Source organism: Streptomyces xiaopingdaonensis (assembly GCF_000262345.1).
GTDB lineage: Bacteria > Actinomycetota > Actinomycetes > Streptomycetales > Streptomycetaceae > Streptomyces > Streptomyces xiaopingdaonensis.
In genome coordinates, this window is the sequence record NZ_AJTQ01000052.1 from 1 (window position 1) to 25450 (window position 25450).

Below are 25450 nucleotides of genomic sequence, written 5' to 3' on the forward strand. Positions count from 1 at the left end.
AGGGCGGGCCGACGCAGATCCTCCCACAGCCGGTGCTCCCGAGGCAGCGCCGTAGGATGCGGGGGTCCAAGCGCAGCCGACGTCGGGCGGGAGAGCAAAACACATCGTGAGCAGCGAGAACGCCGAGAGCGCAACCGAGGATGAGGAGCGCGCGGTCTGGGATGTCGTCGTGGTCGGCGGCGGTCCAGCAGGTGCGTCGGCCGCGTACGCGGCCGCCGTGGCAGGCCGGCGGGTGTTGTTGGTGGAGAAGGCCGAGTTGCCCCGCTACAAGACCTGCGGCGGCGGCATCATCGGCCCGACCCGCGACTCGTTGCCTCCCGGCTTCGAACTGCCGCTCAAGGACCGCGTCGACGCGGTGACCTTCTCGCACAACGGCCGCCTCGCCCGCACCCGGCGCTCCCGGAACACGCTCTTCGGCCTCGTCAACCGGCCCGAGTTCGACCGCCAACTCGTCGAACTGGCGCAGAAGGCCGGCGCGGAGGTGCGCACGGGCGTCACCGTCTCGCGCGTCGAGCAGCACGGCCCCGCGGTGCCGGACCGCCGCTCCGTCGCCGTCGTCCTCTCGGGCGAGGAGGAGCCGGTGCTCGCGCGGGCGGTGGTCGGCGCGGACGGCAGCGCCAGCCGCATAGGCGCGCACGTCGGCGTCAAGCTCGACCAGGTCGACCTCGGCCTGGAGGCGGAGATCCCCGTTCCCCGGAGCGTCGCCGACGACTGGCGCGGCCGGGTCCTCATCGACTGGGGCCCGCTGCCCGGAAGTTACGGCTGGGTCTTCCCCAAGGACGACACCCTCACCGTCGGCGTCATCTCGGCGCGCGGCGAGGGCGCGGCGACCAAGCGCTACCTCGACGACTTCGTCGGACGCCTCGGCCTCGCCGGTTTCGAGCCGCGTATCTCCTCCGGCCACCTGACGCGGTGCCGGGCCGACGACTCCCCGCTCTCCCGCGGACGCGTCCTCGTCTGCGGCGACGCGGCGGGCCTGCTGGAGCCGTGGACGCGCGAGGGCATCTCCTTCGCGCTGCGTTCGGGCCGACTCGCAGGGGAGTGGGCGGTGCGGATAGCGGAGTCGCACGACGCGGTGGACGCGCGCCGGCAGGCGCTCAACTACGCGTTCGCGATCAAGGCGGGCCTCGGCGTGGAGATGGGCGTCGGCAGCCGGCTCCTACGGATCTTCTCCAGACGCCCCAAACTGATACACGCGGCACTCACCGGCTTCCGCCCGGCCTGGTCGGTCTTCGCCCGGATCACCCGCGGCACGACGACGCTGGGCGAGGTCGTCCGCACCCACCCGGTGGCCCGCCGGGTACTCGACCGCCTCGACCGGGCCTGAGGCAACGGCCGCCGCACACAAGGGGGCCCGCCCGGCGACCGGACACCCGGCACGCTCGGTGAGCACTCACCGCCGGCGCCACGGGAGCCGTCCGTCCGGCGCGCTCGGCCGTCGCCTCCCGCTGTCGTACGGAACGTACGGCAGCGGGCCGCCCGGTGCCGCGAGCGCCCGACCGTGCGGGCCGACGCCGAGCGGCTCCGCCGCCCCGTCGCGTCCCGGGCCCGCTCTCCGGGCGGAGGTCCTGGGCGGCTCCCCGGTCTCGCCGCGCGCGGGTCCGGCCGCCACCGCCGGTACTCCGCCGGGAGTACCCGCGCCGTCTGCCGAAGGCTGACGCCCCCGCGGTGGCCGGCGGCCTACGGTTGCAGCCATGGCCGCCACCGCAGACCCCGACCCGCCAGCCCGCCCCGACAGGCGCGGGGAGCGGCGAGCGGGCCGATCCCCGCTGCTGCGCCGCTCGTTGGCGGCGCGCGCCGCGCTGCTGAGGCTGCCGCAGGCCGAACCCCCGCGGACCGGCCGGAGCGAGCCGGAGTACCGCGGCCTGCCGTGGCCCTCGTCGCTCGTGGTGCTCCTCCTTCAGCAGATCGGCTCGACCTTCGCCGCGGGGCAGCGGCCGGGAGAGGCAGGCGCCGTCGACCTCTGGGCCCGGCTGCTCCTTGCCGCCGGCCCGCTGCTCCTCCTCGTGCGCCACCGCCGGCCGCGCGCCGTCGCGTGGGGCAGTGCCCTCGTCACGACGGTGTACCTCGCCGCCGGCTATCCGTACGGCCCCGTCTTCCTCAGTCTCGCCGTGGCCTGCGTCGCCGCGGCGGCAGCGGGGGAGCGGTACGCCGCGTGGGGCGCCATGGGCGCCTTCTGGCTCGCCCACCTCGTCGCGGCGCACTGGCTGCGGGCGTGGCTGCCCGAACCCGGCGGCGCGCACGCCACGTGGACGACCGACCTCTTCTTCGCCGCCTGGGTGCTGGCGCTCGGCGCGCTCGGCGAGCTGCTCCGCGTCCGCCGTACGGAGCTGGAGCGCAGACGGGACGAGGCGGCGGAGGCCGAACGCCACCGTGCCGACGAGGAACGCCTGCGCATCGCAAGGGAGTTGCACGACGTGCTGGCGCACAGCATCTCCGTCATCAACGTCCAGGCCGGCATGGGCCTCGCCCTCCTCGATTCCGACCCGCAACAGGCACGCACCGCGCTCACCACCATCAGGACGGCGAGCAAGGAGGCGCTCGGCGAGGTGCGCCAGGTGCTGGAGACGCTCCGTGCCCCGGGCGAGGCGCCGCGCACCCCGGCGCCGGGACTCGCCCGCCTCGCCGATCTCGTCGAGCAGGCCCGCAGCGCCGGGCTCTCCGTCGCGACGGAGACCGAGGGCCGCCGGCGCGACCTGCCCTCGCAGACGGATCTCGCGGCCTTCCGCATCGTGCAGGAGGCGCTCACCAACACCGTCCGCCACTCCGCCGCGCGCACCGCGACCCTCCGACTCGCCTACCGCGAGGAGGAGTTCGAGGTCACCGTCGACGATCCGGGCCCGGCCGCCGAGCGGGGGCCGCGCGGCTCGGGAGGCAACGGCCTCGTCGGCATGCGGGAACGCGCCACCGCCCTCGGCGGCGCGCTGGAGGCCGGCCCGCGCGCCGACGGCGGGTTCCGGGTACGCGCCCGATTGCCGCTCGCTGCGGGTAGCGTCGACGGGGCAGCGGGCGAGCGGCGTCCGCGGGAGGAGGAGCCGTGATCCGTGTCCTGCTCGCAGACGACCAGGCGCTCGTGCGCGCCGGCTTCCGCGCGCTCCTCGACGCGCAGTCGGACATCGAGGTGGCCGGCGAGGCGGCCGACGGCGACGAGACGCTCGCCGAGGTGCGGCGGCTCGTCCCCGACGTCGTCCTGATGGACATCCGGATGCCCGGCATCGACGGCCTGGAGGCCACCCGCCGCATCACCGAGGACGCCAGGCTGGCGAGCGTGCGTGTCGTGATGCTCACGACCTTCGAACTCGACGAGTACGTCTTCGAGGCGCTGCGCTACGGCGCCTCCGGCTTCCTCGTCAAGGACACCGAGCCGGACGAGCTGCTGCGCGCGGTACGCACCGCCGTCGAGGGCAACGCGCTGCTCTCGCCCGGCGTCACCCGCAGGCTCATCTCCGAGTTCGCCGCGCGCTCGAAGGAGCCGACGCCGCCCACGAGCCTCGCCGACCTCACCGAGCGGGAGCGGGAGGTGATGGCCCTCGTCGGCCTCGGCCTGACCAACGAGGAGATCGCCGGGCGTCTCTTCCTCTCTCCGCTCACCGCCAAGACGCACGTCAGCCGGGCTATGGTGAAGCTCGGCGCGCGCGACCGCGCCCAACTCGTCGTCCTCGCCTACGAGTCGGGCCTCGTGCGGCCCGGCTGGCTCGGGTGAGGGCGCCGCTCAGTCCTCGGCGGCGTCCGCCTCGCGGAGGAAGTCGACGAGCAGCGCGGTGAGTTGGGCGGGAGAGTCCTCCTGGACGAGGTGGCCGGCACCGGCGAGGAGGTGCTTGCGCGCGCCCGGGACCACGGCGGCGAGGCGGTCGGCGCGGTCGGCCGGCACCCAACTGTCCTCCGCGCCCCAGCAGACGAGCACCGGCAGGTCCAACTCGCCGTAGCGACCCTCGACTTCGTCGGTGTACCGCTGGTCGTTCTGCTCGATCTGACGGTAGAACGCCGGCTGCCCGATCTCCCCGAGCCACGGCTCCGCGAGCCGCTCCAGCACGTCCTCGCGGAGGCCGGCGCTGCTCGCCGAGCGGATGTACTCCCGCACCATGGCCCCGTGGAGCGCGGGCGGAAGCGCCCCGAAGACGGACGCGTTGCGGCCGAGGAGGCGGTACGCGTCCGAGCCCCACGGCGCCAGGGCCACCACGTCGACGAGCGTCAGCGTGCGGTAGGCGGCGCCGTGCAGCAGCGCCGCCCGCAGCGCCACCGCGCCGCCGAAGTCGTGCGCGACGACGTCGGGGCGCACCAGCCCCCAGTGGCCGAGGAGTTCGGTGAAGAGCCGCCCCTGCGCGCCGAGCGAGACGTCCTGCCCCTCGTACTTGGCGGAGCTGCCGTACCCGGGCATGTCCCAGACGTACACCCGGCGTCTCTCCGCGAGCGCCCGGGCCACCGCCCGCCAGGTGTACGACGACCACGGCGTCCCGTGGAGGAGCACGACGGGCGGCTGCCCGGGGTCGCCGAGGGCCGCCCAGCGGACCGTTCCCGAGGCGCTCTCGTAGGCGTGGTCGAGGTACCAGTCTTCGATCATGGCCCCAACCCTGTAGTACCCGGGGAGGGTTCGCCACTCCCGTCGGGGCTCAGGGCGCCTCGCCGAGCGCCGAGCGGCGCACCGCCGCGGCGACGAGAGCGGCGACCGCGGCGAGCAGCGCGACCGAGGTGAGCGCGGAGGTGAGCGAGAACCAGTCGGCGAGGAAGCCGATCGCGACGGGCCCGAGCAGCATCCCGCCGTACCCGAGCGTGGAGGCTCCCGCGACACCGGAGGGCCCGGCGAGCGCACCTGCCCTGGCGATGGCGACGGGGAAGACGTTGGCGAGCCCGAAGCCCGTCAGTACGAAACCGGCGAGGACGAGCGGCACGCTGGGCGCGAGGGCTCCCGCGACCATGCCGACCGCCGCCGCGGCTCCGCCTCCGACGAGCGTACGGGCGGGGCCGAGCCGCTCCAGCAGCGTCGTCCCCGCCAGGCGGCCCGCCGTCATCGCGAGCGCGAAGACCGAGTAGCCGGCTGCGGCGACCCCCGCGCCGGCGCCGAGGTCGTCGGTGAGGTGCAGGGCGCTCCAGTCGGCGAGCGCGCCCTCCCCGTACGCCGTGCAGAGCGCGATCAGCCCCAGAACGGCGACGAGCGCGTACGGCCTGCCGCCCACGGGACCGCTCGGCGACTCCTCCGCCTCGGCGGCGGGCCCGGGCGCCGGGATCGCGCCGCGGAGCAGCGGCCGGGCAGCAGCCGCCGCGACGACGAGCCCGACGGCGGTGAGCAGCAGCAGGTGCCGCGTCGGGCTGAGCGACCCGGCGACGAGCCCGCCGAGCCCGGCGCCGAGCATCCCGCCGAGGCTGAACGCCGCGTGGAAGGACGGCATGACGGGACGTCGGAGCGCGGCGACGAGATCGACGGCGACGGCGTTCATCGCGACGTTGAGCCCGCCGTATGCGGCGCCGAAGACGAGCAGGACGAGGCCGAGCGCGAGCGCCGAGTGCGTGAGCGGGGGCAGCGCGACGCCGAGCGGCAGCAGGAGCCCGGCGAGGACGGTGACGCGGCGGCTCCCGATGCGGCGGCAGAGCTGCCCGATGAGCAGCATCGTCGCCACGGCGCCTGCCGAGACGCCGAGGAGCGCCAGCCCGAGGGCGCTCGCCGAGGCGCCGGTCTGCTCCTTGACCGCTGGGATGCGGACCACCCAGCCGGCGAAGAGGAACCCGTCGAGTGCGAAGAAGACGGTGAGCGCGGTGCGGATGCGGCGCAGACCGGGGGCGAGGGGGGCGTGGGCGCGGACGCCGGCTCCCCGGCCGCCGGCGAGCGCCGACCGTATTTTGTTTAGTGACGGCACAAAGCCAGAATAAGGGTGTGACCCAGACGCGTACAGCAAAGGTGGAGCGCGGACGCTCCCATCTCGGCCCCGCCCTCCAACTCGTGCACACCGGAAGGGCACCGACCCGCGCGGTGCTCACCGCCGAACTCGGTGTCACCCGTGCCACGGCGGGCGCGGTCGCCGCCGAGTTGGAGGCGCTCGGCCTCATCGCCGTCGACCCCCACCCCACCGCCGTCGGCACCCAGGGGCGGCCCTCGCACGGCCTCTCCGTCGCCCCCCGCGGGCCCGTGGCGCTCGCCGTCCAGGTCCACGCGGACGGCTTCCGGGCCGCGCTCGTCGGGCTCGGCGGCACCCTCGTCGGGACGAGCGCGGGCTGCGGGACCGTCGACGCCGACCCGGCGCAGGTGCTCGGCGAAGCGGTCGGCGCGGGGCGGGAGTTGCTGGAGCGCAGCGGGCGGCGCTGCGCCGGTGCCGGGCTCGCCGTGCCCTCCGCTGTCGACGAGCCGGCGGGCACCGCGCTCAACCCGCTCCACCTCGCATGGGAGCCGGGCGTGGCCGTCCGCGACATTTTCGCGCGCTGTCTCGACGAGGCCGGCGTGGAGCTGCCGGGGCCGCACCCGCCGCCCGGCCACACCGCCAACGACCTCAACCTCACCGCCCTCGCCGAGCACCGGCACGGCGCCGGCAGCGGCGCCCGGCACCTGCTCGCCGTCGGCACGGGGCACCGCGGGGTCGGCGGCGCCCTCGTGCTCGACGGGCGGCTGCACACCGGGAGTTCGGGCCTGGCGATGGAGGTCGGGCACCTCACCGTCGACCCGCACGGCCGCCGCTGCCACTGCGGCAGCCGCGGCTGCCTCGACGTCGAGACGGACCCGCTCGCGCTCCTCACGGCCGCCGGACGCGACCCCGGCCCCGAGACCTCGCTCCTCGACCAGGCCGCCGAGTTGATCCGATCCGAGTACGAGACCGACGCCGCGGTACGCAGTGCCGTACAACTCCTCGTCGACAGGCTCGGATTCGGGCTCGCCTCGCTCGTCAACATCCTCAACCCCGACCGCGTCGTCCTCGGCGGCCTCCACCGCAGGCTCGTCGAGGTGGAGGGGGAGCGGCTCCGCGCCGTCGTCGCCGACCGCAGCCTCTGGGGGAGCGGCGGCATGCCGATCCGCGCCGCCTCCCTCGACCACGGCGCACTCGTCGGCGCGGCCGAACTCGCTTGGCAGCCCGTTCTGGAGGACCCGCTCACCGTGCTGGGGAACTGATGGAGATCCGCACGCCCCGCGAGGGCGAACTTCCCGTGCTCCAGCGGATCGAGCGCGCCGCGGGCGCCCCGTTCCGCGCCCTCGGCATGGACGCCGTCGCGGACGACCCGCCGCCGCCCCTCGCCGAGCTCCGCCGCTACCTCGCGGCGGACGGGCTCCGGGTGGTCGCGGAGCCGGGCGGGGAGCTCGCCGGGTACGTCCTCACCGAGCCCGTGGACGGCTGCGCCCACGTCGAACAGCTCTCCGTCGACCCGCGGTTCGCCCGCCGCGGCCTCGGACGCGCCCTCCTCGACGACGCCGCGCACCGCGCCGCCGGGGCCGGCCTCGCCGCGCTCACCCTGACTTCCTTCGCCGACGTCCCCTGGAACGCGCCCTACTACGCGCGGCTCGGCTTCCGCACCCTCCCCGACACGGCGCTCACGCCGGGGCTGCGGGAGGCCCGTCGCCGCGAGCGCGAGGCGGGCCTCGACCGCTGGCCGCGGGTGTGCATGCGCCGCGAACTGCCCGACAGGACGGGGCACGGGGCACGTTGACGCGCCGCCCGACCGTCGGTGAGGGTGGCGCCATGGTGCCCGAAGAGCTCGCCGCAAGCCGCTACGTCAGCCTCGTGACGCACCGCCGCGACGGCACGGCCGTGCCCACCCCCGTCTGGGCCGCCGCCGACGGGCCCGAACTCCTCGTCTGGACGCGGACGGACTCGGGCAAGGTACGTCGCCTGCGCAGGGACGGGCAGGTGACGGTGGCGCCGTGCGACGTCCGCGGCAGAACGGGCGGCACCGACCCGGCCCAGGGCCAGGCCCGCCTCCTGGAGCCGGAGCAGCTCTCCCGCGTACGGAGCGCCCTGCGCCGCAAGTACGGCTGGCAGTTCCGCCTCTTCGACGCAGGCCAGGCGCTGCTGCGCCGCGGCCGTCAGGTGCACACGGGCATCGCCGTGACCTTCTGACCCGCCCCTGCTCCCGCCGGTGTAGCCGAGCTGCCGCCTGCCGTACGACGACGCGGCCCCCGCACCGCGCGAGGCTCGACGGTGCAAGCACAACCGACGAGTCCGAGGAGCTGAGGGCCATGGAGATCCTGGCGCACTGGCATCACGGGGGACCGGGGCCCTGGGTCCTGTTCTTCCCGCTGGTGTGGGCGCTCGTGGTGGTCGGCGTCGTTCTGACGCTGCGGCGCACCGTCTGGCGCAGGCGCGGCGGATGGGGACCGTACGGCGGAGGCTGGGGGCCGCATGCGGCGGGCGAGGACCCGCGCACGCTCCTCGGCCGCCGCTTCGCCAGGGGCGAGATCGACGAGCAGGAGTACCGCAGCCGCCGCTCGGTGCTCGACGAGTTCGGGCCCGTGGAGCCCCGCCCGGGAGAGCCCGGTGGGCCGGAGCTGAAGAAGGGCCCGCCCGGCGGCGAGCGGTGAACGCGCGGGTGCCGCAGTCCTCACACCGCGGTGGGCTGCGGCACCGCGGCCGTCGCGTCCTCGGCGGGCGCCGGCACGGCGGCGGGTACGGCGAACCCGAGCGTCCGCACCGCCTCGCACGGGGCGGTCGCGCTGCGCGGATCGCCCTCGCGCACCGAGACCGTCAACTCGCCCGGGCGGCAGGAGAGTTCCACCGCGCAGGGCCCGTCGGCGGCGGTTCCGCGCGGGAGCGCCGCAAGCAGCTCCGTCGCGCCACGCCCTGCGGGCCCGGCGAGTTGGCCGAGGCCCCAGTACCTCACGTACGCGGCGACGATCCGGCGTGCCTGGCCGCCCCGGGAGGGCGCCGCGCGGAACTCGACGGAGCGCTGCACACCCGGACTGCCCGAACCACTGGCCACTGTGACTCCCTGGGGACGACTCGACTGTCGGCGTGCGGAGCCCCGCCCGCGTGCTCGCGAGCTGACGCACCGACAGCGCGGAGTACCGGAGGCGAGCGCGGCGGGGCGCCGCAGGGCCAGCATCCGTCCGCCACCTGCGGGCCGCAATCGGGCGGAGCCGACCGGCCGACCCCGGCGGCTAGGCGCCCAACACGCCCTGCTCCGCAGCGGCCTTGGCCCGGGCTGTGCGCACCGCGTCCAACAGTCCGGCGCGTTCCGAGAGACCGAGTCGCAGCACGTACCGCTTGCCGCCGAGCGACGCCAGCGCCGCCTTGGGGAAGCCGTAGCCGGCGATGTGCGCGCTGCCCAGCGGGGCGCTGTCGATCTCGCTGCCGTAGCTCGTCGCGAGGACCAGGCGCCCGTCGCGCACCAGCACCTTGCCCGCGCGGGTGAGCGAGCGCAGCATCCGCCGAATCCCCACCCCTGCGACTTCGAACTCCGAGTCCGTCATCTCCGCCTCCCTGGCCTTTCGCGGCCCGAGCCCCGCCCGGCCGCCCCTTACCCCTCACGGCAGTCTGCCCCGCTCCGCGCCGCTCCACCAGGGCACCCCTATGATCGTCCGCGTGAGCACCACCCCCCGGCCGCACCCCGGCCCCACCCGAGGCGAGCAGCCGGATCCCGCCGCCGACGTCGACCGCAGCGACCCCGAGTACCGGGCCTGGCTCGCCGAGGCCGTCCGGAAGGTGCGGGCGGAGGGCAACCGGAGCGCCGACACCCACCTGCTCTCCTTCCCGCTCCCCGAGTCGTGGGGCGTCGACCTGTACCTGAAGGACGAGTCGACCCATCCGACGGGCAGCCTCAAGCACCGCCTCGCCCGCTCGCTCTTCCTCTACGGGCTGTGCAACGGGTGGATTCGCCCCGCGCGCCCCGTCATCGAGGCGTCGAGCGGCTCCACAGCCGTCAGCGAGGCGTACTTCGCGAAGCTCATCGGGGTGCCCTTCGTCGCCGTCGTACCGCGCACCACCAGCAGCGAGAAGACGCGGCTCATCGAGTTCCACGGCGGCACCTGCCACTTCGTCGACGACCCGGGGACCGTCTACGCCGTCTCCGCCGCCCTCGCGGAGGAGACGGGCGGGCACTTCCTCGACCAGTTCACCTACGCCGAGCGCGCCACCGACTGGCGGGGGAACAACAACATCGCCGAGTCGGTCTTCCGCCAACTCGAGCGCGAGCGCCATCCGGTGCCGGCCTGGATCGTCGCGACGGCCGGCACCGGCGGCACGTCCGCGACCTTCGCGCGGTACATCCGCTACCTCTCCTACGAGACCGGCGTCTGCGTGCCCGACCCGGAGAACTCCTGCTTCTTCGAGGGCTGGGTCGAGGGCGACCCCGAGGTGGTGAGCCGCTCCGCCTCCCGGATCGAGGGCATCGGACGGCCCCGCATGGAGCCCAGCTTCGTGACCAGCGCCGTCGACCGGATGATGAAGGTGCCGGACGCGGCATCGGTCGCCGCCGTACGGGAGTTGGAGCGGGTGATGGGCCGTCGCGCGGGAGGCTCGACGGGGACGGGGCTGTGGAGCGCGCTGCGGATCGTCGGAGAGATGCGCGCCGAGGGCCGCAGGGGCAGCGTCGTCACGCTCATCTGCGATCCGGGGGAGCGGTACCTCGACAAGTACTACTCGGACGCCTGGCTCGCCGCCGAGGGCCTGGAGATCGCCCCCTACCGCGAGTTGTTGAGGCACTTCCTCGACACGGGGGAGTGGAACGAGGCGACCGCTCCCTGACGGCGCACGCCGGCGAGCGGACCCGCTCCGGAGCTCCCGCGGGCGGAGCCCCGAGACTGGGCTTGCTGTACCGGCAAGAATTATTGCCTCCTTTTCCGTCCTCGCGCACGCTCGGGCGCGGAGGTGGTCGAAGTGACCGAAGAGTGGAAGAGCGCCTACGACGTCGTGGTCGTCGGCGGCGGAGCCGCGGGACTGAGCGGCGCCCTGATGCTGGCGCGCGCCCGCAGGTCGGTGCTGGTCCTCGACGCGGGCGCGCCCCGCAACGCGCCGGCCGACGGCGTGCACGGACTGCTCGGCCTCGACGGAACCCCGCCGGGCGAGCTGCTGGAGCGCGGCCGCCGCGAGGTGCGCCGGTACGGAGGGGCGGTCGCCGCGGGCGACACGGTCTCGGCCGCGGGCGACACGGCCTCAGTCGCGGGCGACACGGTCTCGGCCGCCGGCGAGGTCGTCTCCGCGGGCCCGGCGGAGGGCGGGTTCGTCGTCGGCACGCGCGACGGACGGAGCGTCCGCGCCCGGCGGCTGCTGGTGACGACCGGGCTCGTCGACGAGCTGCCCGAGGTGGACGGGCTCCGCGCCCGCTGGGGGAGGGACGTGGTGCACTGCCCGTACTGCCACGGCTGGGAGGTCCGCGACCGGGCCGTCGGCGTCCTCGCATGCGGACCGCTCTCGGTGCACCAGGCGCTCCTCTTCCGTCAGTGGAGCGCCGACGTCGTGCTCCTCGCGCACACCGGGCCGCAGCCGGGCGCGGAGGAGGCCGAGCAACTCGCCGCGCGCGGCATCGCCGTGGTGCAGGGCGAGGTCGCCGCCGTGGAGACGGCGGAGGACCGGCTCGCCGGGGTACGCCTCGCCGACGGCGGCTTCGTCGCCCGCGAGGCGCTCGCTGTCGCGCCGCGCATGGTCGCACGCGCCGGTTTCCTCGACGGGCTCGGTCTGCGCCCCGCCGAACACCCGGGCGGGGCGGGCGAGTACGTCCCGTCCGACGCAGCGGGCCGTTCCGCGGTCCCCGGCGTGTGGGTCGCGGGCAACGTCACCGACCTCGCCGCGCAGGTCGGCGCCGCCGCGGCGGGAGCCGCCACGGCCGCCGCCTCGCTCAACGCCGACCTCCTCGCGGAGGACACCCGCCGGGCGGTGGAGGCGAGCCGAAACGCCGACGACGAGCGATGAACGACGAGAGGAGCACCACCATGACCGAGGAGTTCGACGCGTCGTACTGGGAGCACCGCTACCGCACCCACCCCGCGTCCCGACAGCCCCTGCCAGGACCGCAGTTGACGGCGGAGACGGACGCACTCGCCCCCGGACGCGCACTCGACGCGGGGTGCGGCGAGGGCGCCGACGCGGTGTGGCTCGCCTCCCGCGGCTGGCGCGTGACGGCGGTCGACGTCTCGCCGACGGCGCTGGAACGCGCCCGCGAGCACGCGGCCTCGGCGCTCGACGAGGCGCAGGCGCACCGGATCGACTGGGTCGAGGCCGACCTCACGTCCTGGGCGCCGCCCGAGCGCCGCTTCGACCTCGTCACCACCGCATACGTGCATGCCGGCTCCGCCCCCGCCGAGCTCTACGCCCGACTGGCGGCCGCGGTCGCGCCCGGCGGCTCCCTCCTCGTCGTCGGCCACCACCCCGCGGACGAGCACACCGCGCCTCTCTCCGCGGAGCACGTCCACTTCACTGCCGGCGAGATCGCGGCCGTACTCGACACCGCCTGGGAGGTGGTCACCGCCGAGGAGCGGACGCGCCGATCCGACAGCCACGGGGGCGCCACCCTGCACGACGCGGTCCTCCGGGCACGCCGGCTCCCCTGAGGCCGCCGCGCGGCGAACACCGTTGCGCGGTACCGGAGTCGGGCCCGCCGGGCGCTCAGCCCGCGCTCTCCTCCGACTCGTCCTCCTCGCCCGCGACGACGAGTTCTAGGAACTGCTCCTCGATCTCCGCACGCACCTCGCCCGGCAGGCCGGCGTCGGTGACGAGCGTGTCGACCTGCTCCAGCGAGGCGAACGAACTGAGGCCCACCGTGCCCCACTTGGTGTGGTCGGCGACGACCACCACCCGCCGCGCCGAGCCCACGAGCCGCCGATTGGTCTCCGCCTCCGCCAGGTTCGGCGAGGAGAGGCCCGCCTCGACGGATATGCCGTGCACCCCGATGAAGAGCACGTCGAAGTGGAGCGAGCGGATCGCCGCGTCCGCCACCGAACCGACCAGCGCGTCGGAGGGGGTCCGCACGCCGCCCGTGAGCACGACCGTCGCGGCGCCGGGACGCGGCGCCTGCGGGCTGCCGGGCGGGTACTCGGCGGCGTGGAAGACGTCGGCGACGCGGGCCGAGTTGGTGACCACCGTCAGCCGCTCGACGTCGACGAGGTGCTGCGCCAGCGCGTGCGTCGTCGTACCGGCGGAGAGCGCGATGGCGCTGCCCGGCTTCGCGAGCCGCGCGGCGGCCCGCGCGATGTCCTCCTTCGCCGACAGCTCCAGCGACGACTTCGCCTCGAACCCCGGCTCGTGCGTGGAGGCTTCGGCGACGGGCACCGCGCCGCCGTGCACCTTCTCCAACGCGCCCTGCCTGGCGAGCGCGTCGAGGTCCCGGCGCACCGTCATGTCCGAGACGCCCAGACGGCGCGTCAGTTCGTTGACGCGGGCGCCCCCGCGGCGGCGCACCTCGTCGAGGATGAGCGCGCGCCGCTGCTCCGCAAGGAGGTTCTGGTTGTCGCCCACCGGAGTTCGTCTCCCTTCGCCGCCTGGCCGCAGACCGACTCATCCTGCCATGCGCAGGACTTGTGTACGCAGGTCACGATTGCGCTTCCGCCGATCCACCACCACCCCACGGGGATGCGCAGGCACCTGCCGTCCCGGGATGCTGGGTGCGACCTACCAGGAGACCGACCGGGGGGCGCTGCGATGCGGCCTGAGCAGAACGAGACAGCCAAGGGAACCACAGCGAGCGCCCCGGCGCCGCGGCAGGGGGAACCGGAACCCGGCGAGACCGGGAGTCAACCGGCGGAGGCGGACGGCAGCGGGCTCTCCCTCGAACTCCTGGTACACGGTGTGGGCGGCACCACGCCGCAGGAGATGCTGGGCGACCCGCGCACCACCCGCATCACGGGCGACCGCACGGCCGCCGTCCACCGGCGCACGGCCGACGCGGACGCCGAGACGCGCCCCGAGGAGTACCGGGACCGACCCGTGCCCGAGGCGTACTGCTGGTCGAACCTCACCTCGGGGAACGGCGCCCGTGCCCTGTGGCTGATCCTGCTGCCCTTCATGGTCGTCAACCTCGCGCACTGGATGCGTCCCGGCGTACCGCCCGACTCGGCGCCCGGCTCGGCCGCTTCGCCGCGCGGCGGGACCGTCGTCCGTCTCCACGGGGCGCTGGTGCGGCTCCTCGCGCTCACGCTCACCGTCCTCCTCGTCGCCGGCGCCTGCGAGGTCGCGCTCGACCTCGTCGCCTGGCAGTGCGCGGGCTCCGCCGAGTGCGTCGCGGAGCGGAGCTGGCTCGGCTTCACCGGGGGCGGTTCCGGGGGGTGGTGGAGCCAGCCCGGTCGGCGGCTCGCGCTCGCCGCGCTGGTGCCGGCGGCCGTCACCGTCCTGCTCTGGTGGCTCTCGCACCGTACGTGGAGCGCGTACGAGTCCCAACCGCCGCTGCCGACGGGCGAGTTCGGCGAGGGCGAACCGGGCGACCGTCCCGCGCTGCGGCTCCCCGGCTTCTGGTACGGCAGGCGGCACGTGGCGCGGCTGCGTGCCGCGCACACCGCCGCCGGGTTCCTCACCATCGCGGCGGCCGTCACCGCGGCCACCACCCGGTTCGACCGCAGGCCAGGCGGGAGCGCGCTGCTCGACGTGGTCGGCTGGGCGCTGCTGGTGCTCGTCGTCGCGGGCGCCTGCTGCGTGGTCTTCGTCGTGTGCTGGCGCGGACGCAAGGAGCGTTACGCCGACGACCGCGAGGAACTCGTCGACCGGCTCACCGTCGACGTACTGCCGGGCGCGACCGTCGCGGTCGCCGTGCTCGCCGCCGTGCACGCCGCCTGGTCGCGGCCCGACTGGGTCTCCGCGGACGGGCTGCCGGGCGACGAGACCTTCGGCGTACTCGCCGTCGTGCAGGGGCTGTTGGTGATCGCTCTCGGCGTCTGCGGCCACATGCTCTACCGCCGCAGGGCCGAGCGCCGCACCGCCTTGCGCGGCCTCGCGCCGGCCTCCGTCGCGATGCTCGCCTGCGCCGTCGGCGGGCTGATGACGGGCGGCGTCGCGCAGCGCGTCGCCGACTGGCTCGACGGGTCCGGCACCCCGGGGGCCGACGACGGGCTCATCCTCGGGCCGCCGACCGTCCTCACCTGGCAGGCGTCGATCATCCCCGTCCTCCTCGCCGCCGTCCTCGCCATGGTCTGCTGGTGCGCGCTGCGGCTGCGGCGGCGCACCGTGGGGCTGGAGGGCACCGTCACGGAGGCGTACTCGCCTCCGCCCGTGCCCGACCGCTCCCGCTCCCGCCGGATCGCACGGACGATCGCGGGCGCCGAACTCACCGACGCGGCACCGCGGTTCGTCGGGATCTTCGCCGCCGCCACCCTCACGCTCGGCGCCGTCGCGGTCGGCGGGACGCTCTTCACGGGGGAGGTGCCGAGCAAGGCGGCGCGCGGGGCACCCGCCGCCGTCGAGGGGTTCGCCGACACGGTGCAGACGCTCGGCTCGTGGCTGATCGGCCTCGGCGTCCTCGCCCTGCTCTTCTGGGGCAGGCGCGCCTACTTCGACCCCTCGGCGCGCCGTACCGTCGGCATCCTCTGGGACGTCGGCACCTTCTGGCCGCGCTCCGCGCATCCCTTCGCGCCGCCGTGCTACGCCGAGCGCGCCGTGCCCGACCTCGCCTGGCGGATGGCGACCTGGACCGAGCAGCATCCGGGCGGGCGGCTCGTGATCTCCGGGCACTCGCAGGGCAGCGTCCTCGCGGCCGCCGCCGTGTGGCAGCTCGACGAGGTGACCCGCCGCCAAGTCGCTCTGCTCACCTACGGTTCGCCGCTGGAGCGGCTCTACGGCCGCTGGTTTCCCGCGTACTTCGGCGCGGGCCCGCTCGGCGTCCTCCATTCCCAACTCGACTGCTGGCGCAACCTGTGGCGCCGCACCGACCCCATCGGGGGCCCGGTCCGGCTGGGTGCCTCACCCGGCGGCCCCCTCCGGGGCGACGTCGACTGCGGCCCGCTCCGCGACCCGCTCGCCTACGGCCGCACCGTCCAACAGCCCCTTCCCGCGCCCATCCTGGGGCACAGCGACTACCAGGCCGACCCCGTCTTCGCCGAGCAGCGCGATCTGCTCCTCGCCCGGCTCCGGCCGCCGGCGGCGCATGCCGGGGACGGTGGGGACGGCGGGGACGTCGACGGGGGATCCGGCGTGCCGCGCCAGGGATAGCGGGCGCAAGCCGTCGGGGCCGCGAGGGCCCTGGCAGGATGTCGGTTCAAGGCTCAATTGCGCGCGTTTTCAACCAAGTTGGCGCCTCCTCATCACACCGCACACCGGCGTGCAAGGGCTTGAGGGAGCGTACTCGGGCCGGTTGAAGAGCGCCCGGGTGCCGTCGCGCCACCGAGCGCCGCACAACAGGGTGAACCCTCTGGCGACCGCTTAGAGCGCACCCGTCGGCGCGCCTAATGTCGACCTCGTCCCGAACAGGAGGAGGTTCCATGCTCGGCACCATCATCCGTCGCTCCACCACGGCGCTGCTCGCCCTCGCGGGCGCCGCGGCGTTCGCGCTGATCCCGACGAGCAGCGCGCAGGCGGCGCCCCAGCAGGCCGGCACGTCGGCGGCGGCCTGCGCCCAGGGGAAGGCGGCGGCCAAGGGATTGGTCTGCTATCTCAACCACTGCGACGCCAACTGGTGCTATTACGACTGCTATCCGACGCTCGCCGCGAAGAAAGAGGGCAAGAAGCCGGCCAGCACCAAGAAGGTCACCAAGCCCCAGGGCAAGCCCGCCGCCACCATCTCGGGCTGATCCGTGCCGGGGCCCGCACGGCGCGCCCCGGACCGAGGCAGGCGGTGCCGGCCCTTGCGTGTCGGGGCCCGCACCGCCACCTCCCCGCCGCGCGGGGAGGCGTCCCGCACCGGTGCCGGACCGGCTCCCACGTCCCCGGGCCCGGTGCGGAGGCAGCGGCGGGGCGTCGGCGGGCTTGCGTGCGCCCGCAACGCCCCGCCGCCTGTGCCGGGTTGCCGCACTCTCGGCGGTCGGCCGGGTCGGGGCCCTCCCGGTGCGCTCGGTGGAAGGCGGGTTCGGGCCGTACGAGGCCGGCCCTCCGCCCGTCAGGGAAGCTCGGGAAGGTCCCCGGGGAAGAGGAGGGTGAGGTCGTCCGTGTCGGGCTCGGTGAACTGGGCCACGCGTCCCGCGTGGCGCTCGATCATCGCCTCGAAGGTCTGCCGGGCGGTACGCCCGTTGCCGAACGACGAACCCTTCGGAAGCGCCTCGAAATACGCCGAGAGAGCCTCCCGCGTGCCCTCCCCGAGCCGGTACTCCTGCTCCACGGCCTGCTGCTCGACGATGCTGAGAAGCTCGGCAGGACCGTAGTCGCCGAAGGTGATCGTCCGGGAGAACCGGGACGCCACCCCGGGGTTGACGGCGAGGAACCGCGCCATCTCCGCCGTGTACCCGGCGACGATGACGACCGTGCCGTCCCGGTGATCCTCCATCAGCTTGACCAGCGTGTCCACCGCCTCCTTGCCGAAGTCCCGCCCGGAGTCCTCGGGCGAGAGGGCGTACGCCTCGTCGATGAAGAGCACGCCGCCCTGCGCCCGCTCGAACGCTTCCTGGGTACGCAGCGCGGTGGAACCGATGTGCTCCCCGACAAGGTCGACCCGCGAGACCTCGACGAGGTGTCCGTGCTCCAGCACCTGGAGCGACCGGAGGATCTCCCCGTAGAGCCGCGCGACGGTGGTCTTGCCCGTGCCGGGCGAGCCGGTGAAGACGAGGTGCCGGTGGACGGAGGCGGCCTTCAGCCCCGCGCGCTCCCGACGCCGGCCGACCTCGATCATGTCGATCAGCGCACGCACCTCGCGCTTGACGCTCTCCAGCCCGACGAGCGCGTCGAGTTCACCGAGCACCTCGCCCGCGGGACGCGCCGGCGGCTGCTCGACGGGCGCCTGGTTCTTCGCCTGCTGCCCCGGCTTGCGGGAGCCGGTGGCGGCCGGCTCCAACTGCGGTGCCCGCGCCCGCGGTCCGGTCGGCAGCGCCCCCTGCCGGGGCACGCTCGCCGCCGCCTCGGCGTCGGCCGGTATCTCCACGCCGCCTCCCGCCGACACCGGAGTCCGGAGGGGGTGCGGGACGCCCGACGGCTCCGCCGCGGCCCCGACCGTCGCGCTCTCGTCGCCTGTGCACTCCTCGACGGTCGGTCCGTCGGCGCCGAACTCGTAGCCGCCGCGCGCGCATCGCTCGGTGCGGCACCGGCGGAGCGTCGTGCGGCAGCCGTCGATGACGTGGAAGCCGAACCCCTCGGACCCGGTGATCCGGGAGCCCTCGAAGGTGCCCCGCCCGTCGGCCGAGACGTAGCAACCCGCTTCCGTCACCGAGCTGATGGTGCACCGCTCGACCGTCGGGTCGGCGCCCCTCGTGACGATGATGCCCGTGGCTGCCGAGTCGATGGTGCAGCCGGAGAGGACGCCGCCGCTGCCGTGATCGCGGAACCAGGCGCCGGTCGTCGTCTGGGAGATGCGGCAGTCGTGGAGCTCCACGGCGCCGCCGTCGCTCACCGAGACCGCCGTGCCCTGGACCCGGGAGAGGTCGCTGTCGGTGACGTCGGCCCGGGAGCCGCGGTCGAGGACGAAGACGGCGTCGGGGACGGAGTGCACCCGGCAGGTGTCGAGGATCGCCGTCGCGCCGTCGCTCACCCACACCGCCGGGTAGTCGCCCGTGGCCTCGTGGACCTCGCAGCCGTTGGCATCGACGCGGGTGCCCGCGTCCCACACGGAGAGGCCGTTGCGTCCGAAGCGGCGCACTGCCGACCTCGTCAGTGTCAGGACCGAGCGCGAGCGCAGGTCGACGGCGTTCTCCGGGATGTCGTGGATCTCGCAGTCGGCGAGGGTGAGCACGGCGTCCGACTCCAGCGTCACACCGTCGGCCGTCGTGCGGTGCACGCGGCAGTCGGTGAAGTGCCCGCTGGCGCGGCCCGCGACGCGCAGGCCGCTCCCCTTGATCTCGTAGACCTCGCAGCCGACGGCCTCCGCCGCGCTGCCCTCGCCGTGGAGCGCGATCCCGGCGCCCGAAGCGTGGTGGACACGGCACTGCTCCAGCCGCGGGTGCGCGCCGTCCCGCACCGAGACGCCCGCCTGCCCGGCCGCGACGACCTCGCACTCCTCGTAGACGCCGCCGGCCTCGCCCGAGACGCTGACCCCGACGCCCGCCGGATTGTCGACCGTGCACTGCCGCACCGTCGGCCTGGCACCGCCGCGGACCTCGATCCCCGCGGCCGAACGGGCCGTCACCCGCACCCCGTTGAGCACCGGGGTGCCCTCCTCGACGAGCAGCGCGGCGGCCGTGGGGTCCTGCCCCTCGACCTGGATGTCCTGCACCGTGGCCGAGGAGCGCACCGCGATCGCCACGCCCTCGGCCGGGGCTATTCGCACCGAACCAGGACCTCCGCGCTCGGGCCCCCGCAGCGTCACGGCCCGCTCGATGACGAGGTTCTCGCGGTACGTCCCCGGGGCGACGGTCAGCACGTCCCCGTCGGCGGCGGCCTGGAGGGCGGCGGCGAGCGAGGCGTACTCTCCCGTACGGCGCCGCCACCGCGACGTGCCGGTGTGCGTCACCTGGACCGTGCCCTGTGCCATCGAGTGCCGTGCCCCAACCTCGTGCGAACCAAGATCTGTTGAACAGGTGACCACCGTAGCGTGTGCAGAGAGGGCCGTTGACACACCGTGGGGGCGGCGCCGCTCAGTTGCCGGCTCCCGCCCGCCCCCAGTCGGGGCCGATGCGCTGCCACTCCTGCGCCCATGCCGCGTACCGACGGCGCATCAGGAGCCGTACGCCGCAGCGGCGTCCGCACTCCACCGCCGCGACGGCCGCCGCGCCGACGCCGAGACCGGCGAGCGCCGAGTGCGAGGAGGCGGTGTGCGTCGTCATCGGGCGGCCCGTGTGCCGGCCGCGCTGGTCGGTCCAGATCGGGAAACGGTCGCCCACGTCCACGGCGCGCCGGGTGACCATCGAACCCTGCCGCACGTTTCCGTCGGGCGCGTACCAGTGCGCCCGGACGCGGTAGCGGTCCTCGGGAGGCGCGACCGCCTCGGCGTCGGTGACGACGGTCCGCTCCAGCGAGACCTGCTCGGCCGTCGCCCAGGTGCGCTGCCGCTCGGCGTGCTGCTGCCGCGCGCTCTCCACGAGGGCCGACTCGACGGCCTCGGCACCGGCGAACCCCGCGACGGGCGCGCCGAGCACGATCAGCAGCGCGGCGCAGACGCCCAGCCACGCCTCCCGAAGATCGGTGGGGCGGCACAGCGGGTTCCCGCGCCACCGCCACAGCCCGGCGATCGTTCGCACCACCGCTCACCCCCTCTTCCCCGTCCGTGCTTGCGGAGGGTGGTACACCACGGGAGCGCGCGGCGGCGCCGTGCGTGCGCGGGCGGCGGGCGACGCCGGCGCGGAGACGCTCGCCACGTGCCGAAGAGCCTCCCGTTCAGGGGATTCTACTGATCCGGAGCCCGGCATGGAGGCAGGGTTTCGAAACGGCGGCATCCGCCGGGGCACACCGGCGCGCGCCGACCGCGGAAGCGCACCGCACGCCCTTCGCCCGGCGACGCCACGCCGGCGCCAACTCCCGGACGGCCCACCGTACTTCCGCCGCGCGCCTTGCGCCGCGCCTCCGGCGGGCGCACGCGACGGACGGAGCGCCTGCCGCGTTCCGCGCACGTGCACCGAGCGTTGCCGAACCGCAGCCCCGGGGCCACGATGGCGGTGTGCACAATCCCTGGCTGGCACTGGAGGCAGGCGCGGACCCGCGGTCCCGCGCAGGAGAAGTGCGCCGCGCACACGAGGAGTTCGTCTCGGCGGGGGTGATCGGCCACCGTGTGCGCTCCGTCGTCGCCGACTCCTGGAGACGCTGCGCAGGCGCGGCCCTCGCCCCCGAAAGCACTGCCCGCGTCGACCTCGCCGGGGCCGACCTCGACTCCTTCCGCAGCGAGCACCGGCTCGCGCGCGTCATGCCCCTCTTCCGCGAGCTCCTCGGCACCGTCGCCGAGGACGGAGCCCATCTCCTCTCCGTCTGCGACGAGCACGGCCGCATGTTGTGGGTCGAGGGGCACCCCCAAGTCCGCAGGCACGCCGAGCAGATGAACTTCGTGCCCGGAGCCCGCTGGGCGGAGGGCTCCATCGGCACCAACGCGCCGGGTACGGCCCTCGCCGTCGACCAGCCGGTGCAGATCTTCGCCGCCGAACACTACTGCCGCCCCGTGCAGGCGTGGACCTGCGCCGCGGCCCCCGTCCACGACCCCGTCACCCACCGCATCATCGGCGCCGTCGACATCACGGGCGGCGACCACGTCGCCTCGCCGCAGAGCCTCGCCCTCGTCCGGGCCACCGCACGCGCGGCCGAGGCCCACCTCGCCTCGACGTCCGGCGGCACCGGCACCGCGCTGCACGTCCTCGGCAGGGACGAGGCGCTGCTGCGTACCGGGGCGGGCGAGCCGCACCGCCTGGGTCGCCGGCACAGCGAGATCCTCCTCCTGCTCACCGCGCACCCGGACGGCCTCACGGGCGAGCGCCTCGCGGCCGAGCTCTACGGCGACCGCGACGTCAACCCCGTCACCCTGCGCGCCGAACTCTCCCGTCTGCGGCAGCTGTTGGGCTCCCGCCTCGCCTCCCGCCCCTACCGCCTGCGCCAACGCCTCGCCACCGACTACGACACGGTGACGGAGGCGCTCGGCGCCGGAGACGTCGGCACCGCGCTCGCCGCGTACCACGGGCCGCTGCTGCCGCTCTCCGAGGCGCCGGGCGTCGTCCGCCTGCGCCGACTGCTGGAGGACCGCCTCCGCCGCCGGCTCCTCGCCCGCCGCGACCCGTCCTTGCTGGAGGCGTGGGTGCGCAGCTCCTGGGGCGAGGACGACCTGCAGGCATGGGAGGCGCTCGCCGACGTGCGGACCGACGCCGACCCGCTCCACGGCTCGCTCGCCGCCCGCGTCCGGGAGCTGCGCGCGGCGTACGGAATCGAGGTGCCGGCTCCGGGCGACGGGCCCGCCGGGCCGCCAACGTCCGCGCAACGTCGGGGCGGTTAGCGTCCCGGCAGACGCCGGCGGATCGCCCGCCGGCCGAGGACGGGAGGCAGAGTATGAGCCGCTACGCCGCCCCTGGCACCGAGGGCGCCCTCGTTACCTACCAGCCGCGCTACGACCACTGGATCGGCGGCGCCTACGTCGCCCCCAAGCAGGGCGGGTACTTCGAGAACCCCACCCCCGTCAACGGACAGCCCTTCACCGAGATCGCCCGCGGCACGGCGGAGGACGTCGAAAGCGCCGTCGACGCCGCGCACGCGGCGGCCGGCTCCTGGGGACGGACAGCGCCCGCCGACCGCGCCCTCGTCCTCAACCGCGTCGCCGACCGCATGGAGGAGCACCTGGAGGCCCTCGCCGTCGCCGAGAGCTGGGAGAACGGCAAGCCGGTGCGCGAGACGCTCGCCGCCGACATCCCCCTCGCCATCGACCACTTCCGGTACTTCGCCGGTGTGATCAGGGCGCAGGAGGGCGGCATCTCGCAGATCGACGAGGAGACGGTCGCCTACCACTTCCACGAGCCGCTCGGCGTCGTCGGGCAGATCATCCCGTGGAACTTCCCGCTGCTGATGGCCGTTTGGAAGCTGGCTCCCGCACTCGCCGCGGGGAACGCGGTGGTCCTCAAGCCGGCCGAGCAGACACCGGCGTCGATCCACTACTGGATGAGCCTCGTCGCCGACCTGCTGCCGCCTGGCGTCGTCAACATCGTCAACGGCTTCGGCGCCGAGGCGGGCAAGCCGCTCGCCGCGAGCCCGCGGGTCGCCAAGATCGCGTTCACGGGGGAGACCACCACCGGGCGCCTGATCATGCAGTACGCCTCCGAGAGCCTGAAGCCGGTCACGCTGGAGCTCGGCGGCAAGAGCCCCAACATCTTCTTCGACGACGTCTCCGCCTCCGAAGACGCCTTCCTCGACAAGGCGTTGGAGGGGTTCACCCTTTTCGCGCTCAACCAGGGCGAGGTGTGCACCTGCCCCTCGCGCGCCCTCATCCAGCGCGGCCACTACCGGGACTTCCTCGACGCCGGTATCGCCAGGACCGAGCGGATCGTCCAGGGCCACCCTCTCGACACCGACACGATGGTCGGCGCGCAGGCGTCCAACGACCAACTGGAGAAGATCCTCTCCTACCTCGACATCGGCCGCCAGGAGGGTGCGCGCGTCCTCACCGGCGGCGAACGCGCCGAGCTCGGCGGCGAGTTGGCGGGCGGCTACTACGTCACGCCGACGATCCTGGAGGGCGGCAACCGGATGCGGGTCTTCCAGGAGGAGATCTTCGGTCCCGTCGTCTCCGTCACCGGGTTCGACGGTTTCGACGAGGCGATGAGCCTCGCCAACGACACCCTCTACGGCCTGGGGGCGGGCGTCTGGAGCCGCGACGGCAACACCGCCTACCGTGCGGGCCGCGCCATCCAGGCGGGTCGCGTGTGGACCAACTGCTACCACCAGTACCCGGCGCACGCCGCCTTCGGCGGCTACAAGCAGTCGGGGATCGGCCGCGAGAACCACCGGATGATGCTCGACCACTACCAGCAGACCAAGAACCTCCTCGTCAGCTACGGCGAAGCCAGGATGGGCCTCTTCTGATGGCCGAGCAGGCGAGGACCGCGGCAGGACCGCCGGACGCCGAGCGGGTCGCGTTCACCGAGGCCGCCGCCGACCTGCTGCGCTCGCTCACCGGGATGCACGGTCCGCTGATGTTCCACCAGTCCGGCGGCTGCTGCGACGGCAGCAGCCCGATGTGCTACGAGCGCGGCGAGTTCCGCACGGGCGAGGGGGACGTCCTCCTCGGCGAACTCCGAGTCGACGGCGTGCCCGAGCCCGTGCCGTTCTGGATCTCGGCGAGCCAGTACGAGTACTGGAGCCACACCCACCTGACCGTGGACGTGGTGCCTGGACGCGGCAGCGGCTTCTCGCTGGAGGCTCCCGAGGGCGTCCGCTTCCTCATCCGCTCGAGGCTGCTGGAGTCCGACGGCTGAGCACCGTCACTCCAGCACCTCGACCGAGTCCCCGCTGCGCACCCTGCCCGGATGCTCCGGCACCAGCAGCTGCCCGAAGGGCAGTCGGTCGCCGAGGCGACGGTGGCGGGCCAGGGTGCGCAGCGGCTCCTTGCCCCGCACCGCCGTGGACTGGTCGGTCGTCGTCACCACGCAGCGGGAGCAGGCCATGGCCACCTCGAAGACGACCTCGCCGATGCGCAGGCGGCGCCAGCCGTCCTCCGCCCAGGGCGCCGCGCCCTCGACGACGAGGTTGGGGCGGAACCGGTCCATCGGGAGCGGGCCCTCCCCGGCGTGGTCGCCCTGCGCGACGAGGGAGTTGAGCGCGTCGAGCGACGAGACGGAGGTGAGCAGCAGCGGAGCGCCGTCGGCGAACGAGACCGTGCCGTCCGGGCGGGCGAACTCCGGGCCGAGCGGGCGGCGTACGGCGGGTGCGTCGAGGTGGACGAGCTCCGCCTCCGTACCGAGGAACCCGCCGAACCACGCCTCGGCCTCCGCGGGGCCCCGGAGCCCCTCGACCTTGGAGCCCGCGACCGTGACGACCGCCGCCTCGGCGTCGTCGAGCGGCGCCGGAAGCGAAAGGGCGGCACGACCCGGCGCGCTGATCCGCGCCGCGCCGCCGGGCCGGGGCTCCGCGGTGGCGAGCGCGAGCCGCGGGTGCTCGCGCTGCGTCAACGCGACGCCGGCCGGCGAACTCACCACCCACCTGCGGTCACCCGCAGGACCCCACGGCTGGACGAGCATCTCCGCACACGGGGTGCCCCCCAGCGCTTTGACGGGATGGACGTGGAGCGACAGCAGCGTGGGTGGCGTCATGCCCCGGATTCTGCCACTGCGTACGGGTATTCGGGGCGCGGTCCGCCACAGTGCCGCCCGCGACGCCGGGACCGGACGCGGACCGCGGTCGACGGCCGGTCAGCCGCCGGCACCGAGGAGGCGCTCGGCGCGGTCGAGGCTGGCGCGTACGTTCGCCACCCCGGTGAGCCGCCTCGCCTCGGCGAACTCCAGCCACCGCAAGGGGGCTTCGGGGTGCTCCTCGCGCACCTGCCCGGGGACGCGGGTGGCGAGGACGAAGCGGAGGTCGAGGTGCTCGTGGGCCGGTTCGTCGCGGCCGGGGGCGACGGGGACGCGGACGAGGTGGAGGAGGGCCGCGTCGGGCCAGGGGGCGAGATCGGGCAGGCCCGTCTCCTCGGCGGCTTCGCGCAGCGCGACGTCGAGCGGCAGCTCCTCGCCCGGGTCGGCGTGCCCGCCGACCTGCAGCCACTGCTGCTGGCGCTGGTGCCAGCGCAGGAGCACCCGCCCGCTGCGGGGTGCGACGACGAGGGCGGAGGCGGTGAAGTGCAGCGGGGTCGCCCGGCTCCACGGCGCGGCCTCCGCCGCCAGCTCCCGGGCGCGGGCGAGCGCCTTCTCCTCCGCGGCGTCCTCGGCGCGGTGCGCGCGGACCACGTCGAGCAGGGCGGTTGTCGCCATGACGGCTCCTTCCGCGGCAACGTGCCCGCGCCGCAGGGGTGTTGGCGTGCGCCGACCGGCGCCCGGACCGGTCGTGGACGGTAGCCCGCCGTCCCGTGCCGTCTCAAGCGGGTT

Annotated in this window: 24 protein-coding genes; 15 read left to right on the forward strand and 9 right to left on the reverse strand. The window is 74.9% G+C overall.

The window, feature by feature from the left end; genetic code table 11:
• Nucleotides 1-106 precede the first annotated feature (106 nt).
• The 3 genes from UWG_RS0103740 to UWG_RS0103750 all read left to right on the forward strand — a co-directional run bounded on the left by UWG_RS0103740 (nucleotide 107) and on the right by UWG_RS0103750 (nucleotide 3703).
• Nucleotides 107-1327, forward strand: a complete 1221-nt coding sequence (locus UWG_RS0103740) for a geranylgeranyl reductase family protein (protein WP_016905868.1) — start codon at nucleotides 107-109, stop codon at nucleotides 1325-1327.
• Nucleotides 1328-1784: 457 nt separating this feature from the next.
• Complete coding sequence (locus UWG_RS0103745) at nucleotides 1785-3041, forward strand: sensor histidine kinase (protein ID WP_016905870.1); 1257 nt, start codon at nucleotides 1785-1787, stop codon at nucleotides 3039-3041.
• On the forward strand, nucleotides 3038-3703 hold the full coding sequence (locus UWG_RS0103750; protein WP_016905871.1) for a response regulator transcription factor: 666 nt from the start codon (nucleotides 3038-3040) through the stop codon (nucleotides 3701-3703). Before UWG_RS0103745 ends, UWG_RS0103750 begins: the two co-directional genes overlap by 4 nt.
• 9 nt (nucleotides 3704-3712) lie before the next feature.
• Here the strand turns inward: UWG_RS0103750 and UWG_RS0103755 are convergent, their stop codons facing one another.
• Together UWG_RS0103755 and UWG_RS0103760 are read right to left on the reverse strand one after the other, a co-directional pair.
• Nucleotides 3713-4561: an alpha/beta fold hydrolase gene (locus UWG_RS0103755; protein WP_016905872.1), complete on the reverse strand. Its 849-nt coding sequence runs from the start codon at nucleotides 4559-4561 to the stop codon at nucleotides 3713-3715.
• 49 nt (nucleotides 4562-4610) lie between these two features.
• Nucleotides 4611-5852, reverse strand: coding sequence for an MFS transporter (locus UWG_RS0103760; RefSeq protein WP_016905873.1), 1242 nt, complete (start codon nucleotides 5850-5852; stop codon nucleotides 4611-4613).
• Nucleotides 5853-5869: 17 nt separating this feature from the next.
• Here UWG_RS0103760 and UWG_RS0103765 point away from each other — a divergent pair, with 17 nt between their 5' ends.
• The 4 genes from UWG_RS0103765 (at nucleotide 5870) to UWG_RS0103780 (ending at nucleotide 8497) form a co-directional block, all read left to right on the forward strand.
• Nucleotides 5870-7093 carry an ROK family protein gene (locus tag UWG_RS0103765; RefSeq protein WP_029391141.1) on the forward strand — a complete coding sequence of 408 codons (1224 nt, stop codon included), beginning with the start codon at nucleotides 5870-5872 and terminating at the stop codon, nucleotides 7091-7093.
• Nucleotides 7093-7626 (forward strand): GNAT family N-acetyltransferase, encoded by a 534-nt coding sequence (locus UWG_RS0103770; protein WP_016905875.1) that lies wholly within the window; start codon nucleotides 7093-7095, stop codon nucleotides 7624-7626. Before UWG_RS0103765 ends, UWG_RS0103770 begins: the two co-directional genes overlap by 1 nt.
• 32 nt (nucleotides 7627-7658) lie before the next feature.
• A complete protein-coding gene (locus UWG_RS0103775) occupies nucleotides 7659-8036 on the forward strand; it encodes a PPOX class F420-dependent oxidoreductase (RefSeq protein ID WP_016905876.1) in 378 nt (125 codons plus the stop codon).
• 119 nt (nucleotides 8037-8155) lie between these two features.
• Entirely contained in the window at nucleotides 8156-8497 is a 342-nt protein-coding gene (locus UWG_RS0103780) for an SHOCT domain-containing protein (protein WP_016905877.1), read from the forward strand.
• A 20-nt stretch (nucleotides 8498-8517) separates the two neighbouring features.
• Here the strand turns inward: UWG_RS0103780 and UWG_RS0103785 are convergent, their stop codons facing one another.
• Both UWG_RS0103785 and UWG_RS0103790 read right to left on the reverse strand, forming a co-directional pair.
• Entirely contained in the window at nucleotides 8518-8895 is a 378-nt protein-coding gene (locus tag UWG_RS0103785) for a hypothetical protein (RefSeq protein WP_237719971.1), read from the reverse strand.
• Between the two features lie 178 nt (nucleotides 8896-9073).
• Nucleotides 9074-9385: a hypothetical protein gene (locus tag UWG_RS0103790; protein ID WP_016905879.1), complete on the reverse strand. Its 312-nt coding sequence runs from the start codon at nucleotides 9383-9385 to the stop codon at nucleotides 9074-9076.
• Between the two features lie 100 nt (nucleotides 9386-9485).
• Here UWG_RS0103790 and UWG_RS0103795 point away from each other — a divergent pair, with 100 nt between their 5' ends.
• The 3 genes from UWG_RS0103795 to UWG_RS0103805 all read left to right on the forward strand — a co-directional run bounded on the left by UWG_RS0103795 (nucleotide 9486) and on the right by UWG_RS0103805 (nucleotide 12460).
• A complete protein-coding gene (locus UWG_RS0103795) occupies nucleotides 9486-10658 on the forward strand; it encodes a PLP-dependent cysteine synthase family protein (protein WP_016905880.1) in 1173 nt (390 codons plus the stop codon).
• 132 nt (nucleotides 10659-10790) lie between these two features.
• Nucleotides 10791-11822: an NAD(P)/FAD-dependent oxidoreductase gene (locus tag UWG_RS0103800; protein ID WP_016905881.1), complete on the forward strand. Its 1032-nt coding sequence runs from the start codon at nucleotides 10791-10793 to the stop codon at nucleotides 11820-11822.
• A 20-nt stretch (nucleotides 11823-11842) separates the two neighbouring features.
• A complete protein-coding gene (locus UWG_RS0103805) occupies nucleotides 11843-12460 on the forward strand; it encodes a class I SAM-dependent methyltransferase (RefSeq protein WP_029391142.1) in 618 nt (205 codons plus the stop codon).
• Between the two features lie 55 nt (nucleotides 12461-12515).
• On the opposite strand, the gene UWG_RS0103810 is transcribed toward UWG_RS0103805, so the two are convergent.
• A complete protein-coding gene (locus UWG_RS0103810) occupies nucleotides 12516-13364 on the reverse strand; it encodes a DeoR/GlpR family DNA-binding transcription regulator (protein WP_016905883.1) in 849 nt (282 codons plus the stop codon).
• Between the two features lie 183 nt (nucleotides 13365-13547).
• On the opposite strand from UWG_RS0103810, the gene UWG_RS0103815 reads away from it, so the two are divergent.
• On the forward strand, nucleotides 13548-16043 hold the full coding sequence (locus UWG_RS0103815; protein ID WP_016905884.1) for a hypothetical protein: 2496 nt from the start codon (nucleotides 13548-13550) through the stop codon (nucleotides 16041-16043).
• Nucleotides 16044-16312: 269 nt separating this feature from the next.
• Complete coding sequence (locus UWG_RS0103820; protein ID WP_016905885.1) at nucleotides 16313-16621, forward strand: hypothetical protein; 309 nt, start codon at nucleotides 16313-16315, stop codon at nucleotides 16619-16621.
• Nucleotides 16622-16926: 305 nt separating this feature from the next.
• Here UWG_RS0103820 and UWG_RS0103825 read toward each other — a convergent pair whose 3' ends face one another.
• Both UWG_RS0103825 and UWG_RS0103830 read right to left on the reverse strand, forming a co-directional pair.
• Nucleotides 16927-19443, reverse strand: coding sequence for a right-handed parallel beta-helix repeat-containing protein (locus UWG_RS0103825; protein WP_016905886.1), 2517 nt, complete (start codon nucleotides 19441-19443; stop codon nucleotides 16927-16929).
• 103 nt (nucleotides 19444-19546) lie between these two features.
• Nucleotides 19547-20152: an Rv1733c family protein gene (locus UWG_RS0103830; RefSeq protein WP_016905887.1), complete on the reverse strand. Its 606-nt coding sequence runs from the start codon at nucleotides 20150-20152 to the stop codon at nucleotides 19547-19549.
• Nucleotides 20153-20565: 413 nt separating this feature from the next.
• On the opposite strand from UWG_RS0103830, the gene UWG_RS0103835 reads away from it, so the two are divergent.
• The 3 genes from UWG_RS0103835 to UWG_RS0103845 are packed head-to-tail and all read left to right on the forward strand — an operon-like array spanning nucleotide 20566 to nucleotide 23848.
• Nucleotides 20566-21879 (forward strand): helix-turn-helix domain-containing protein, encoded by a 1314-nt coding sequence (locus UWG_RS0103835; RefSeq protein ID WP_029391144.1) that lies wholly within the window; start codon nucleotides 20566-20568, stop codon nucleotides 21877-21879.
• Between the two features lie 53 nt (nucleotides 21880-21932).
• Nucleotides 21933-23456 (forward strand): acetaldehyde dehydrogenase ExaC, encoded by a 1524-nt coding sequence (gene exaC / locus UWG_RS0103840; protein ID WP_016905889.1) that lies wholly within the window; start codon nucleotides 21933-21935, stop codon nucleotides 23454-23456.
• Nucleotides 23456-23848 carry a DUF779 domain-containing protein gene (locus UWG_RS0103845; protein ID WP_016905890.1) on the forward strand — a complete coding sequence of 131 codons (393 nt, stop codon included), beginning with the start codon at nucleotides 23456-23458 and terminating at the stop codon, nucleotides 23846-23848. Before exaC ends, UWG_RS0103845 begins: the two co-directional genes overlap by 1 nt.
• 6 nt (nucleotides 23849-23854) lie before the next feature.
• Here UWG_RS0103845 and UWG_RS0103850 read toward each other — a convergent pair whose 3' ends face one another.
• A complete protein-coding gene (locus UWG_RS0103850) occupies nucleotides 23855-24682 on the reverse strand; it encodes an MOSC domain-containing protein (protein ID WP_029391145.1) in 828 nt (275 codons plus the stop codon).
• A 99-nt stretch (nucleotides 24683-24781) separates the two neighbouring features.
• Nucleotides 24782-25336, reverse strand: a complete 555-nt coding sequence (locus UWG_RS0103855) for an NUDIX hydrolase (RefSeq protein ID WP_016905892.1) — start codon at nucleotides 25334-25336, stop codon at nucleotides 24782-24784.
• Nucleotides 25337-25450: the final 114 nt, after the last annotated feature.